14 protein-coding genes are annotated in these 14,874 nt (G+C 42.9%); 10 read left to right on the plus strand and 4 right to left on the minus strand.

Translation table 11 applies throughout. The annotated features are described in order from the left end of the window. Positions 1-3: 3 nt before the first annotated feature. The 4 genes from gyrB to dnaA form a co-directional block, all read right to left on the minus strand. Entirely contained in the window at positions 4-1,929 is a 1,926-nt protein-coding gene (gyrB, locus tag HMPREF0581_RS03435) for a DNA topoisomerase (ATP-hydrolyzing) subunit B (protein ID WP_036380481.1), read from the minus strand. A gap of 165 nt (positions 1,930-2,094) precedes the next feature. Beyond that, on the minus strand, positions 2,095-3,180 hold the full coding sequence (recF, locus tag HMPREF0581_RS03440) for a DNA replication/repair protein RecF (RefSeq protein WP_036380483.1): 1,086 nt from the start codon (positions 3,178-3,180) through the stop codon (positions 2,095-2,097). 17 nt (positions 3,181-3,197) lie between these two features. Continuing rightward, entirely contained in the window at positions 3,198-4,301 is a 1,104-nt protein-coding gene (gene dnaN, locus HMPREF0581_RS03445) for a DNA polymerase III subunit beta (RefSeq protein WP_009643495.1), read from the minus strand. 186 nt (positions 4,302-4,487) lie between these two features. Next, positions 4,488-5,837, minus strand: coding sequence for a chromosomal replication initiator protein DnaA (dnaA, locus tag HMPREF0581_RS03450; protein ID WP_009643401.1), 1,350 nt, complete (start codon positions 5,835-5,837; stop codon positions 4,488-4,490). 346 nt (positions 5,838-6,183) lie between these two features. On the opposite strand from dnaA, the gene rpmH reads away from it, so the two are divergent. The 10 genes from rpmH to HMPREF0581_RS03500 all read left to right on the plus strand — a co-directional run bounded on the left by rpmH (position 6,184) and on the right by HMPREF0581_RS03500 (position 14,855). Further along, entirely contained in the window at positions 6,184-6,318 is a 135-nt protein-coding gene (gene rpmH / locus HMPREF0581_RS03455; RefSeq protein ID WP_009643474.1) for a 50S ribosomal protein L34, read from the plus strand. A 24-nt stretch (positions 6,319-6,342) separates the two neighbouring features. Then, entirely contained in the window at positions 6,343-6,690 is a 348-nt protein-coding gene (rnpA, locus tag HMPREF0581_RS03460; protein WP_009643515.1) for a ribonuclease P protein component, read from the plus strand. A gap of 2 nt (positions 6,691-6,692) precedes the next feature. Beyond that, entirely contained in the window at positions 6,693-6,926 is a 234-nt protein-coding gene (gene yidD / locus HMPREF0581_RS03465; protein WP_009643418.1) for a membrane protein insertion efficiency factor YidD, read from the plus strand. A 13-nt stretch (positions 6,927-6,939) separates the two neighbouring features. Further along, positions 6,940-7,689, plus strand: a complete 750-nt coding sequence (locus tag HMPREF0581_RS03470) for a YidC/Oxa1 family membrane protein insertase (RefSeq protein ID WP_009643447.1) — start codon at positions 6,940-6,942, stop codon at positions 7,687-7,689. Further along, positions 7,689-8,588, plus strand: a complete 900-nt coding sequence (gene jag / locus HMPREF0581_RS03475; protein ID WP_009643443.1) for an RNA-binding cell elongation regulator Jag/EloR — start codon at positions 7,689-7,691, stop codon at positions 8,586-8,588. Before HMPREF0581_RS03470 ends, jag begins: the two co-directional genes overlap by 1 nt. Before the next feature lie 61 nt (positions 8,589-8,649). Next, positions 8,650-10,029, plus strand: a complete 1,380-nt coding sequence (gene mnmE, locus HMPREF0581_RS03480; protein WP_036380486.1) for a tRNA uridine-5-carboxymethylaminomethyl(34) synthesis GTPase MnmE — start codon at positions 8,650-8,652, stop codon at positions 10,027-10,029. Between the two features lies 1 nt (position 10,030). Then, a complete protein-coding gene (gene mnmG, locus HMPREF0581_RS03485; RefSeq protein ID WP_330371655.1) occupies positions 10,031-11,965 on the plus strand; it encodes a tRNA uridine-5-carboxymethylaminomethyl(34) synthesis enzyme MnmG in 1,935 nt (644 codons plus the stop codon). A 1-nt stretch (position 11,966) separates the two neighbouring features. Next, positions 11,967-12,674 carry a 16S rRNA (guanine(527)-N(7))-methyltransferase RsmG gene (rsmG, locus tag HMPREF0581_RS03490; RefSeq protein ID WP_036380488.1) on the plus strand — a complete coding sequence of 236 codons (708 nt, stop codon included), beginning with the start codon at positions 11,967-11,969 and terminating at the stop codon, positions 12,672-12,674. A gap of 236 nt (positions 12,675-12,910) precedes the next feature. Continuing rightward, on the plus strand, positions 12,911-13,699 hold the full coding sequence (locus HMPREF0581_RS03495) for a ParA family protein (RefSeq protein ID WP_036380490.1): 789 nt from the start codon (positions 12,911-12,913) through the stop codon (positions 13,697-13,699). Further along, positions 13,692-14,855: a ParB/RepB/Spo0J family partition protein gene (locus HMPREF0581_RS03500; protein ID WP_051426915.1), complete on the plus strand. Its 1,164-nt coding sequence runs from the start codon at positions 13,692-13,694 to the stop codon at positions 14,853-14,855. The genes HMPREF0581_RS03495 and HMPREF0581_RS03500 overlap by 8 nt, the downstream gene beginning before the upstream one ends. Positions 14,856-14,874 lie beyond the last annotated feature (19 nt).

The following is a 14,874-nucleotide window of genomic DNA, read 5'->3' on the forward strand; positions in this document are numbered from 1 at the left end:
CCATTAAATATCTAATGTAGCGTATCTTGCATTATCTTCAATGAACTTCTTTCTTGGTGGAACCTTATCTCCCATCAGCGTTGTAAATATCTCATCTGCTGCAGTTGCATCCTCAATCTTAATCTGTACGAGTGTTCTGTGGTTGTAGTCCATAGTAGTCTCCCACAGCTGATTAAAGTCCATCTCACCAAGACCTTTGTATCTCTGAATCTCTATCTTAGTGCTCTTATTATGTGCCTTGAGTTCAGCCAGTAGTTTGTCCTGCTCAGCATCTGAATAAGTGTAATGAATCTCCTTCCCCTGCTTTACTCTGAATAGCGGTGGCTGCGCAGCATAAACATACCCCTTCTCGATCAGAGGAGTCATAAACCTATAGAAGAATGTCAGAAGAAGCGTTCTGATATGAGCGCCATCGACGTCGGCATCTGTCATGATGATAATCTTGTGATATCTGAGCTTGTCAATATCGAAGTTGCTGCCGACTCCGCATCCGAATGCAGTTATCATGTTCTTAATCTCGTCCGAGTTCAAAATTCTGTCTGCTCTCGCCTTCTCAACATTGATAATCTTACCTCTCAGCGGAAGTACTGCCTGGCGCTTACGATCTCTTCCTGACTTAGCGCTGCCGCCGGCGGAATCTCCCTCTACAAGGAAAATCTCGGAAAGTGCAGGATCCTTTTCCGAGCAGTCTGCAAGCTTCCCGGGAAGAGATGTTGTCTCGAGTACCGATGTCTTACGAGTAATCTCTCTGGCCTTTCTTGCAGCCTCTCTGGCACGTGCTGCTTTAAGACATTTATCGAGTATCAGCTTGGCTTCCTTAGGGTTTTCATCGAGGTAGAACGACAAATTCTCGTTCATGTTGCTCTCTACAAAACCTCTTACCTCGCTGTTGCCGAGCTTAGCCTTGGTCTGCCCTTCAAACTGTGGATTTGTAAGCTTAACGCTGACGATTGCTGTCAGACCCTCTCTTACATCCTCACCCTGCAGGGAATCATCGTTTTCCTTGAGAATCTTGCTTCTTCTAGCGTAATCGTTGACAGTTCTGGTAAGAGCTGCTCTAAATCCCATCAGATGGAAACCGCCCTCAATTGTATTTATGTTATTAGCATAAGAAAGTGTCAGCTCGCTGTACCTATCTGTGTACTGCATAGCGACTTCCACCTCGTATCCGTCCTTCTCATACTCAAAGTAGAATATCTTGTTGTTGACAACACCCTTATTCTTATTGAGATATTGCACGAATTCGATAATTCCGCCCTCATAGTGGAAGCTTTCTCTCTTCTCCTTCCCCTCTCTCTTATCCTCAATAGAAATTCTCAATCCCTTATTGAGGAAAGCCATCTCACGCATACGACGCTGTAGGATGTCGTACTCGAATACAGTTCCATCAAAAATTTCCGGGTCCGGCCAGAATGTTGTCTTTGATCCTGTATCCTTAGAGGTTCCGATAACCTCCAGCTTAGTTACTGTCTTCCCTCGTTTGTACTCCTGCCTGTAGAGCTTGCCGTTACGCTTAACCTCTACAATCATGTGAGTTGAAAGAGCATTAACGACGGATGCACCTACTCCGTGCAAACCGCCGGAAACCTTATAACCTCCACTTCCGAATTTACCTCCGGCATGCAGCTGTGTGTGAATAACCTCAACAGCCGGAATCCCCAATTTGGGGTGAACGTCTACAGGCATTCCACGTCCATCATCGGTAACAGTTATCGAATTATCTTCATTTATCGTTACTGTAATGTGCTTACAATATCCGGCAAGTGATTCATCGACAGAGTTATCAACAATCTCGTATACGAGATGATGAAGTCCCGCAGGCCCTGTACTACCAATATACATACCAGGTCTTACTCTTACAGGCTCTAGTCCTTCAAGTACTGTGATCTGAGAGGCATCATACTTTTGTTGCTTTTTTTCCGCGCTCATATTGACCTTCCTTTTCATATTTCTAACCCATTTATTTTAGCATAGAGGCTCTAAAATATCAATAAAGGTAGTTTTACCCTTTTAATGAATAAAACTACCTTAAATCGCCTATATTTCGATATTTTTACAATTTATCGTCCTTTTATAACTATAAATTCCTTATTTTTATATAAGCGTCCCGTTTTTTACTTTAAAAATATTGCCGCCCTCCATACCCTGCAGGAGCTCCGAGTTCACCTCAGTTGTCGTAAGAAATAACTGGACATCCTCTATCTCATTTAACAGATAGCTCTGTCTCTCTCTATCGAGCTCTGACAATACATCGTCCAGCAGTAGTACAGCGTTTTCACCTAGAATCATCTCTGCAATCTGAATTTCAGCCAACTTGAGAGCCAAGGCAACTGTTCGCTGCTGCCCTTGAGATCCGAACTTCTTGGCATCTATGCCATTGATATAGAAATCAAGGTCGTCACGATGCGGACCAATACTGCAGTGACCATTATATATATCCTTTTCTCTTGAATTAATTATCTCATCTAATATGTTTTCAGCAGCGACCGACTCGACGTATTTGATTGATAGGGTCTCATGTTCCTTTGATATGTTGCTCTGTATCTTTGATGCCTTTTCAGACAGCATAGCTACAAACTCACGGCGACTCTTAATAATCTCACCACCGTACTGAGCCAGCTGCATATCATATATCTCAAGCATATCCATCATCTTGCCATCTGTACCCGGTGTTCTCAGCTGTTTGATCAGAGAATTTTTATGACGCAGCACTTCCTTATAATTGCGCAGCGCATCAAAATAGCTGGGTCTGAGCTGGCTTATCTCTTTGTCAATAAAATTTCTGCGCTTCTCGGGACTGTCCTTTATAATTCTCAGGTCATCCGGTGAAAAAACGACAACAACTAAATTGTTCAGCAGCTCCGCAGTCCTGTGAAGGAACTTATTATCCTTCTTAATCATCTTCTTGCCACTATTATTGATTGTTATGCTTATTTTCTTATCTATATCATCGCTAACCGCTTCAGCCGTGATATTGCAGCTATCCTCTCCAATTTTAATGAGATCAGTAGAATTGTTAGTACGAAAAGAACGCGCAAACGCGCAGAGATATATAGCCTCTATCAGGTTAGTCTTACCCTGCGCGTTCTCACCCATTATTATATTTCGTTTGCCATCGAACTCTGCCTTGAGCTCGACGTAATTTCTGAAATTTTTTAATTTTATACTATCTACTCTCATCCGAAATTATCCCATTATCAGTTAATTCTTACAGGAAGCACCAGATATAGATAGGTGTCTCCCTTGAGAGGTGTAATGATACAAGGCTTTACACTGTCGCTCATGTTGAGGATAATTTCCTCATCGTCGATAACCCTGAGCACGTCCATCATGTATTTGGAGTTAAATCCAATCTCAATATTTTCTCCATCCTTCATAATCTCGACCATCTCCTTGATACTGCTCTTCTCGGATAGAGATGTAATCTCAATCTGCTCATCCTCTATATTGAGTTTAATGAGGTTGTTGTTCTGCTCCGAAGCAATGATAGCAGCTCTATCGATACTCTTCATGAGCTCAATTCTGCTTGTTCTAATCTTAATTGTGGTTTCAGATTTGATAATCCTGCTGTAGTCTATGTAATTTCCGTTAAGAGTGTTGAGAATCACTCTGTTGTTATCGAACAGCATCACTACCTTATTATCCACAATTTCCATAAACAGCTGCTCGTCATTGTCATCATCGCTGATAATCTTGGATACCTCTCCGAGAAGCTTTGCCGGAACTACAATGCTCATCTTTTCATCTGTATCCACCTTAGCATTGTAAATAGCCATTCTAAATGTATCCACGGCTACCATACGCAGATTTCCGTCGCCAAGGTCGATGAGAATACCCGTAAGCACTCCGTTAAGCTCATCAGCACTGGCCGAAAACGATGTCTTGCGAATGAGGTTTTTGATATCTCTCTTGGAAAGGATAAGCTTCTTACCTTCCCCTATATTAAATCTTGGAAACTCATCAGCGGAGAAACAGTTAAATGTCGAAGAAGATTTACCGCTGTTGATCTTAATCTGATTCTTCTCGTGATTGTAGTCCATCAGAATCTCCTCTTCAGGGAGCTTGCTCACGATGTTGGCAAAATTCTTTTCTTCTATTACAAATGAAACATCGCCTTCGCTGTCAACAGGAATGTTTGACTCGATAGTCATATTAGTATCTGTAGCTGTTAGATACATCCTGTCATCTTTAGTTTCAATAAGTATTCCCTCTAATATAGGGGATGGTGTTCTTGTAGGAATCGAATGAGATACGTTATTGATTGCTCTGTTCAGTTCACTTCTGGTGCAGTATATTTTCATCGAAATTCCCTTTCTTTATATATTATATATTTAGTAATAATAGTAGGGGCTGTTGACAGTGTGGATAACTTTGTTTTTACTTATATTATCTCGCATTGCCATCAAAAATCATATTGATAACCCCTGATGATAAACGGTTCATAAAATATGGATAAATAAAAAGTGACTTTTTATTATTATAAATCGTTATAAATTATGCTTATTTAACTTCTTATTAATATCATCTATATCGCGTTTGATGAGCTCGTCTTCCTGATATAGATTCTGAATTTTGGTGCAGTTGCTCATAACCGTCGAGTGATCCCTGCCACCAAATATCTCACCAATCTTTGAGAACGACAGGTCTGTGCTCTCGCGACAGATGTACATAGCTACCTGCCTAGCCAGAGCAATTTCAGCAGTTCTGCGTTTAGAATCTATGTCTGAAACCTTGATATCATAGTGAGAAGCGACGGTAGACCTGATCCTCTCAGGAGCAATGGCCTTGTCGGTGTCTCTGTAGATGTCCTTGAGGACAATCTTGGCAAAATCAAGGTCTATCTTGTTGTTCATAATCTCAGAGAAGCTGATCATACGGTTCATTGCTCCTTCAAGCTCCCTTATATTATACTTTATCTTCTCTGCGATCAGGTTGCAAACCTCCTCAATATCTCTGTCGAGGGTTATGTCAGCGAGCTCTATCTTCTTCTTGAGTATTGCTACTCTCGTCTCAAAGTCAGCTGGCTGAACGTCTGCAGTTATTCCAAATCCGAATCTGGTTGTCAGCCTTTCATCGAGCTTCTGCAGGTTGCTCGGTGGCCTGTCACTGGATATTACAATCTGCTTGTTGTTCTCATACAGAGTATTAAATGTGTGGAAAAACTCCTCCTGTGTAGCTTCCTTGCCTTCCAGGAACTGAATATCATCTATCAGCAGGACATCAATCTTACGATACTTTTCCTTAAACTGGTTGGTATTCTGAGTATTGATAGCTTCTATCAGTTCATTCGTAAAGGTCTCGGACGATATGTATAGGACATTTGAAGAAGGATCGTTCTTGATAACGTGAATTCCTATAGCCTGCATCAGGTGGGTCTTACCTAGACCTGATCCACCGTAGAGAAACAGAGGGTTATACGCCTCTGCCGGAGATTCGGCAACCGCAAGGGAAGCAGCGTATGCGAATTTGTTGTTACCACCTACTACGAAGTTTTCAAAGTTATATCTAGGGTTAAAAAGCTTTGAATTATCCTTAAAAGGTGCTTTTTTTATCTTTCTCTTTTTCTCAATCTTGTTGCTTTTATACTCTTCCTTGGATTTTATAATAACCTGAAAATCATCACCGAGCAGCTTCAAGAATATATCTTCTATATTGATGATGTATTTTTCTCTCAAAAACTTGATGATGCTGATATCCTCAAGCTGTATATATATGATCTTATTATCTAAATCCAGTTTATACAGAGAAAGATCTGAAAAGAACATATCGAAGCTGAGTCTGCTTGTGGATTTCTTGATTTCCTCTATGAATGATTCCCATATCTTGTTAGTGTCCAATGTACCGCCTCCTAGGTGAATAAACATATTTTACACAAATCAATCCACAACGGCAATAATGCTGAAGTCTATAAAATGACTGTATTAGCACGATTCAAAAATAAAGTTATGCACATGTTGTGGATAACTTTGTTAATAAGTTGGAATGACCACAAAATATAGTGTGTCGTAAAATTTCAGAAAAAAATAAAATTTTTTTTAATGAAAGAGCAGTTGAGAAAAGGCGTTTTCATTGACTTTATTGAGGTTCAAAAGTATAATACCTTGATGTATGTGCCTTTGGAATTTAGAAGACACAACTATATTTAGATTATATCAAACATTGATATGGAAGGAGATAATGGCAATGAAAAGAACTTACCAGCCTAAGAAAAGGCAGAGACTTAAGGAGCACGGGTTCAGAAAGAGAATGGCAACTGCAAGTGGCAGAAAGGTTCTCAAGAGGAGAAGAGCAAGAGGAAGAAAGAAACTCACAGCTTAACAGCTGACAGAAAGTGATGTGATCATGCTCAGAAAGTCAACACTGAGGAAACAGCAAGATTTCAAGCTCGCCTATAATAAAGGTGAATCTAAGGTCTCGAGGTTCATGGTTGTTATCTATAGGAAGAACAATCTGCCGTATTCGCGGATTGCATATGTATCCAGTAAGAAGGTTGGCAACAGTGTTAAACGGAATAGATCAAGAAGGCTGATGAAGGAATCATATAGGCTGCTCAATCGTCGAATAAGAAACGGATATGATGTTGTTTTTATAGCTAGAAATTCTATCAATGGTCACAAGTGTGATGAAGTTAGAAGGTCAATGTACGGGGTTCTACGTGCGGCAAATCTTCTAGACAGCAAAGGGCTTTAAAAATGATAAAGCTTTTCAAAGAAATTATTAAACGAATATTGATAATTATCATAAGAGGATATCAGAAGTTTGTCTCACCTTTATTCCCGCCTACATGCAGGTTTTATCCTACATGCAGCACGTATTTTATACAGGCGCTGGAGAAGTACGGCCCTTTCAAGGGTACTTACCTGGGAATAAAGAGAATACTCAGATGTCATCCGGGCAATCCAGGTGGATATGATCCTCTAAGATAAGAAAGGACGGAATATGGGAATTATTGCGGTGCCTTTGGGTTACCTACTGACCTTTATATACAATCTGGTTGGTAACTATGGTATTTCACTGATAATACTGACGGTACTCGTTAAGCTGATCCTCTATCCTCTCTACTTCAAGCAGATTAAATCTACAGCTTCGATGTCTACGCTGCAGCCTAAGATGAAGGCTTTACAGGAGAAGTACAAGAACGATAAAGAGAAGCTCAATGAAGAGATGACTAAATTATACAGGGAAGAGAAATTCAACCCTATGGGTGGTTGCCTTCCGATGCTTATTCAGTTTCCTATCATCATGGGACTCTTCACTCTTCTTAGAAATCCAATGAAATATATAGCTGATGATAAGATGCTTTTTGCGGTTCACCAGTCATTTCTGTGGATTAAGGATCTTGGACAGCCGGACCTGTGGATTCTTCCGATTGCGGCGGCTATAGCGACGTATTTCTCGTTTGCTATGACTCAGCAGCTTACAGGTCAAAACGATATGATGGGTGGACAGGCTAAGTCCATGAACTTAGTTATGAAGTATTTCTTCCCGCTCAGTATCCTTTGGCTTGCCAGATCTTATCCGGCCGGACTTGCTATTTACTGGGCAGGTGGCCAGTTCCTTCAGATATTCTTGAATATCAGGATGAACAAGTACCGTGCTAAGCTTAAGGAAGAGCAGGAGCTTGAAGAAAAGAGAAAACGCGCAGAGAAGCAGCTTGAGAAGATGAAGAGAGCAAGGATGAAAGGATAATGATGAGAGCTTCAGAGAAATGGGGAGTTGATGTCGACACAGCCGTTGAGCTTGCGCTTCAGGAACTCAAACTCACCAGAGATGAAGTCAACGTTGAAATCCTCGAGGAGTCGAGCAAAGGATTCCTCGGAATAGGATCGAAACTTGCTAAAGTGAGAGTTACTCCCAAGAATGACGGTGCTGATAAGGCACATAAGGAAAAAGCAACTTTCGATGATATAGATAGAATACTCGCCGGTCTACCTGAGAACAACACAGTTGTTGTTCCTGATGAGATCAGGAAAGAGTATGACAAGTACGAAGAGGAAGAGCTTGAAGATGCTCGTGCCAGCGAGCATGCAAGGCGGGGAGAGAATAAGAAATTCTCCAAGCCTAAGAGGAGCAGAGAGAGAAGCAAGAGAGAGTACAAAAAGTACGAAGCAACTCTACTTCTTGATGTTGACAAGCTCACTTCGGTACAGGATCATCCGGTTGAGGCATTCCTACGAGAAATCACCAAAGAGATGGGCATTGACCTCGATTTCGAAGTTAAGGAAGGCAAGGATTTAATCTATGTAAATGTTTCCGGTAATGATACCGGAACTATCATAGGTAAGAGAGGACAGACCCTCGATGCTGTTCAGTATCTGGCTAGTCTCGTTGTCAACAAGGAGAACAGCGGATACACAAGAGTGGTAATGGATGCCGAGAATTACAGAGCTAAGAGAGAGCAGACTCTCGTTGCTCTTGCAAATAGGCTTGCCGGTAAGGTGGAGCGTTCCGAGAGAAAGATTACTCTTGAGCCTATGAACCCTTACGAGCGCAAGGTAATTCATTCGACACTTCAGAATCATCCCAGTGTAATAACCAGGAGTGAGGGGAAGGATCCTTATAGAAGAGTTATAATCGAGAAGAAATAAGAGCGGAGAGCCCATCTATGATGGGCTCTTTTCGTCAACTTTTCGTAAGGCAGGAGAATTTATGGCAGATACTTTTGCTGCGATTGCAACACCTTTGGGTGAGGGCGGAGTAGGTATAGTTCGCGTCAGCGGACCGGGTTCACTCAATATTATGAAAGGTGTGTTCAAGGAATGTCCGGATAAGGTTGAACCTCGTCACGTTTACTATGGTCACGCTTTGGATGCTTCGGGAAATGTCATCGACGAGATGATATGCATTTACATGCGCGCACCTCATACATTTACCGGCGAGGATGTTGTAGAATTTCAGGCTCACGGCAGCAATGTATCGTTGAGGCTCATAGTTATGAGTGCTATCTCAGCCGGTGCAAGAATTGCAGATCCCGGTGAATTTACCAAGCTTGCCTTTCTTAACGGCAAGCTCGATTTGTCGCAGGCTGAAGCTGTTATTGATCTTATAAAAGCAAGGAGTGAGAAGCCTCTCAGCATAGCATCCGATCAGCTTAACGGGAGTCTTGGACAGGAGATAGTTGCGATTAGAAATAACATCAAGGACGTCCTCGCTCAGATGGCTGTCAATATTGATTTTCCCGATGAGGATATAGAGCAGGTTAGCTGCGATGAGTTCATCACAGAGCTTAAGAGACAGAATGACCGCTTGCAATCACTGATTAAATCCTCTGAATTTGGCAAGATTGCCAGAGAAGGTATCAAGATTGCCCTCGTGGGGCGTACAAATGTCGGCAAATCATCCCTCCTGAATGGGCTTCTCGGCGAAAACAGGGCTATCGTTACCGATATACCCGGAACTACCAGAGATACCATTGAGGAGAGTTCTTCGATTGGCGGATATCCTATTGTTGTGGTCGATACTGCCGGTATCAGAGATACTGATGATGTGATAGAGCAGATTGGTATCGAGCGCTCCAAGAATGAAATAGAAGAAGCGGATCTGGTCGTGATGGTAGCAGATGGCAGCACAGAGTTGGCTGCTGAGGATTTCGAGATAGCTGAGCACGTAGCGAATAAGAAAGTGATGCTGGTTATTAACAAGGAAGATCTGGGGATGACTGCGGCTCAGTCCGATATTGATAAGCTGAAAAGCATTATTGGCTGCGATACTGGTGATATAGTTTATACTTCCGTGAAGACTGTCAAGGGTATCGGAAAAGTGCGTGATGCGATCGAGAGGAATTTGGCAAGAGGATTTATAAAGAGTGACGGAGGAAATATTGTCACCAATGAGAGGCATAAGGATGCGCTGGTGAGGGCAAAGGCAGCTCTCGTACATGGAATCGAGCTTTTGGAGATGAGGGAACCTCTTGAAGTTGCTGAGATTGAGGTGCATGACAGTTTTCAGATACTGGGCGAAATTATAGGTGAAACGGCGAGCGAGGAGATACTGGATACGGTGTTCTCGAAGTTCTGCCTGGGTAAATGATATGAATTTGAAGGACGCGAAAAATTCAAATAAACACAGTGTGATGGGAGAATACGATGTAATCGTTGTAGGTGCCGGTCATGCAGGATGTGAGGCGGGGTTAGCTGCTGCAAGGATGGGCTGCGAGACGCTGCTGCTCGCGATGAACCTCGAGTCTGTGGCTATGATGCCTTGTAATCCTTCGATTGGTGGCACCGGCAAGGGACATCTCGTATGCGAGATAGATGCTCTCGGCGGCGAGATGGGACTGAATATAGATAAGACATTTATTCAGAGCAAGATGCTCAACACTTCCAAGGGGCCTGCTGTTCATTCACTGCGCGCGCAGGCGGATAAGACCAAATATCATCTTGAGATGAAGAAAACCATTGAAAAGCAACCACGCCTTAAGCTAAAACAGGCGGAGGTCGTTGATCTGATCCTTGAAGACGGGGCGATTCATGGAATCGTAACACGGACAAATGCAATATACATGGGCAAGGCTGTCGTGATGTGCACGGGAACCTTCCTCGGCGGTAAGGTGTTTATCGGTGATAGCGCTTACAGCAGTGGTCCCGGCGGACTTGCGCCTTCTACTGTGCTTGCGGGTAAACTGCGCGAATACGGACTTCCTATGCGCAGATTCAAGACGGGAACGCCGGCTCGCATGCTCGCTTCGACTCTCGATTATGACAGGATGAAGCGCCAGGAAGGCGATGCGGAGATAATTCCTTTCTCGTTTATGAATGAGGGAAGGGAGATCGGTTCCAACCGGATAGAGTGCTGGCTCTCTTATACAAATGCGGAGACTCACAGGATAATTCTTGAAAATATAGGGCGTTCGGCGATGTACTCCGGTAATATCGTAGGTGTCGGGCCTAGATACTGCCCTTCGATTGAGGATAAGGTATCCAGATTTAAGGATAGGGAGAGACACCAGCTGTTCGTCGAACCGGAGGGGCTTGATACTGAAGAGATGTACATTCAGGGCATGTCATCAAGCTTGCCGGAGAATATACAGGAGGCTTTCTATCATACAATTCCCGGACTTGAACACGCCGAAATCGTTAGACCTGCATATGCGATCGAGTATGATTGCGTAGATCCTACCACATTAAAGCCAAGCCTTGAGAGCAAGCTGATCGAGGGCATGTTTTGTGCAGGTCAGTTTAACGGAAGCTCCGGTTACGAGGAGGCTGCTGCACAGGGGCTTGTAGCTGGAATGAACGCTGCTCGTAAGCTTCAGCAGAAGAATCCGATGATTCTTGGAAGAAACGAGGCTTATATTGGCGTTCTGATCGACGATTTGGTGACTAAAGGTACTATGGAACCTTATAGAATGATGACGTCCCGAGCGGAATTTAGGCTTATTTTGAGACAGGACAATGCGGATCGCCGTTTGACAGAGGTGGGATTCGAGTATGGACTTGTAACTGATGAGAGATATTCGAGATATTTAGCCAAGAAAAAAAACGTTGATGAAGAGATTGTTAGGCTGAAGGATAAGTATACTGAATTTAGTAAGCTTAATGAATTTCTAGCATCTGAAGGCAGCAATGAGGTGACAAATAATAATATTACGTTCTATGATCTGCTTAGGCGCCCGGAGATATCCTATGCTGCTCTGGAAGCTATAGATGATGATACCAGACCTGAATTGAATAGAGCAGAGCGCTATGAGGTTGAGGTCAGAATTAAGTATGCGGGATACATAGATAAGCAGCTTGCTCAGGTTGAGAAGATGAAAAAGCTGGAGAGCAGAAGGCTTGCAGAAGATATTAATTACAACGAAATCAATGGACTTAGACTTGAAGCGAGACAGAAGCTGACAGATATCAGACCTATCAACATAGGACAAGCAAGTAGGATCAGCGGTGTATCCCCGGCAGATATTAATGTGCTCCTCATATATCTGGAAAAGAAAAGGCGAAGCAACGAAAGGCGCAAGGATTCATAGTATGAAGGATGTTATAATCTCCGAATTGAAGCAGAAATACGGCGAGGAGATGACTGCTAAGATGTTTGCCTATATGGGCAAAATCTTAGCAGCAAATGAGCATATAAATTTGACTGCGGTCAGAGAGGAGGACGAATTCCTTGAAAAGCATATCTTGGATTCGCTCACCTGTAATGATTGCGATGAATTCAAGGCTGCTGAGGTTGTTGTAGATATGGGAACCGGAGGAGGCTTTCCCGGGATTCCGCTTGCAATTACCAATCCGGATAAGACGTTTGTTCTTGCTGATTCTCTAAATAAGAGACTCAAGATAATAGAGCAATTCGCTGCAGAGCTTTACATAGATAATATTGAACTTTTGCACATCAGGGCGGAGGACATGGGTCAGAATCCTGCATACAGAGAGAAGGCGGATATCTGCGTGTCCAGAGCTGTCGCATCTCTGGATGTATTGTCGGAATTGTGTCTGCCTCTTGTCAGGAAGGGTGGATACTTTATCTCTTATAAAGGTGACGGTGCAGAGGACGAGTTTGATGTGGCTAAAAGGGCAATTTCTATATTAGGTGGTAAGCTCGATAGGATAGAGAAGCCTTCTTTAAAGAACGCATATATATCCGGACATTGCCTGTTGCTTGTGAAAAAGGTTGCTCATACACCTAAACATTTTCCCAGGAAAGCGGGTGCGGCTAAAAAATCTCCTATTCGTTAGAAATAGAGAGGTGTGCAGTTGGGCTGATTGTGGTTGCTATTGAGAACCCGTTTGACTTCGTATTTGTTTCACGTGAAACATTTTTAGCAAACACTACATATTGTTTCACGTGAAACATCATTCAACAAATTCACTAAAAACTCATCAAATCTACGAAGTAAATAGAACAGAAGCCTAGATAGAAATACCGCAATATTATATAATAGAGGCAGTAAATTCTCAAAAAGGAGACCTATATGGGAAAGGCAATAGCAATATTTAATCAAAAGGGCGGAGTTGGTAAAACAACGACCAATATAAACCTGAGTGCCTGCCTCGCTGTCCAAGGCAAGAAGGTTCTAGTCATTGATATAGATCCGCAGGGAAATACGACCAGCGGAATAGGGATAAAGAAGAGAAAGCTGACAAGCACTTTATATGACGTGTTGGTTAACAAGGACTATGATGTCCACAAGGCTATCCTCCAGACCAAGACAGCAAATCTCGACATCATTCCGGCAAGCGTCGATCTGGCAGGCGCTGAAATAGAGCTAGTCAATATTGAAGGACGAGAGAGACGGCTTAAGAAGGCAATAGAACAGGTAAGAAGCGAATACGACTATATATTCATAGATTGTCCACCCTCGCTCGGGCTGCTTACAATCAACTCGCTGACAGCTGTGGACAGCGTACTCATTCCGATTCAGTGCGAGTTCTATGCTCTGGAAGGAGTAAGTCAGCTGATGAGTACTGTCGAGCTGGTTAAGAAGAATATGAATCCGGAGCTTCAGATAGAGGGTGTGATTCTCAGCATGTTCGATGGAAGAACCAACCTGGCAATTCAAGTAGTACAGGAGGTTAAGAAATATTTCGGCAAGTATGTATTCTCAACCGTAATACCCAGAAATGTCAGACTTGCTGAAGCTCCAAGCTATGGCATGCCTATTGTAAAGTATGATCCGTCATCGGCGGGGGCAAAAGCATACAACAAGTTTGCACAGGAGTTCCTGGAAAGAGAAAAGAGGAGACAGCAGGAAAATGGCTAAAAGAAAAGGTGGTCTAGGAAGAGGCCTCGACGCACTCTTCGCAGATGCAGCTCCTCTTTTCGAAGAAGACCTTGAAGAAGAGGGAGCAGACATCGATGACATCAAGCTGATGGAAGCGATAGATGATGTTACGGGAGACAGAGGAAGATCGAGACTCGGACATGAAGCCGGCAAGATTGCTGTAAGCGAGGCCGCAGTAAGTAATATTTCAGATAAAGTCTCTGAGAAAAATAAAAACAAAACGCCCGCATCCTACGGGGGGAATGACCTGAAGGGTAGTGATAGGGCTAGAGCCGGCATCAAATCCAAAGCAACTGATATAAATGGAAATATTATTAACCTCGAAGACCTTAAGTCTGACGACTACGAAGATCGTGTTCTGTATTTGGATATAAACGATATCAAGCCTAATAAAGATCAGCCAAGAAAGACCTTCAACGAAGACAGGCTAAAGGAGCTTGCCAATTCCATAAAGGAAAACGGCGTGATCCAGCCTTTGATCGTAAGAGCGACAGTAAACGGATATGAGCTTGTGGCCGGGGAGAGACGCTGGAGAGCTGCAAGGATTGCTGAACTCAAGAAGGTGCCTTGCATAATCAGGAACTTTGATGAAAAGCAGAACATGATAGTTGCAATCATCGAGAATATGCAGAGAGAGAACCTCGATGCTATCGAAGAGGCACAGGGTCTCAATGAGATGATTAAGAGGTTTGAATTCACTCAAGAGCAGGTGTCAAATGCGCTTGGTAAGAGCAGAGCATATATCGCAAATTCATTAAGATTGCTGAAGCTACCCGAAAAAATTCAGGACATGATTGTGAGTGGCAAAATTTCTGCAGCACACGGAAGGACAATTATCACAATTAAGGATGAGAAGAAGCAGCTGGAGGTGTGCGACAAAATTGTCAGAAGCGGTCTTTCTGTAAGAGCTACTGAGCGACTGGCGGAAAAGGTCAAGGACGATGCGAGACCTGAGCGCAAGAAAAGACGCACACCTATGAACTCAGAAATTGTCGCAGTAGAGGATGAATTACGAAAGCTGTTTGGAACTAAAGTCAACATAAACGGAAAGGCGTCAACTGGAAAGATAGAGATTGAATATTACAGTCTGGACGAACTAAATAGGCTGATTGATATGCTAAGGGGTATCGAATAGCCGAAGTTAGGAGTATTGA

It is taken from the genome of Mogibacterium timidum ATCC 33093 (genome assembly GCF_000525775.1).
Taxonomy (GTDB): domain Bacteria; phylum Bacillota; class Clostridia; order Peptostreptococcales; family Anaerovoracaceae; genus Mogibacterium; species Mogibacterium timidum.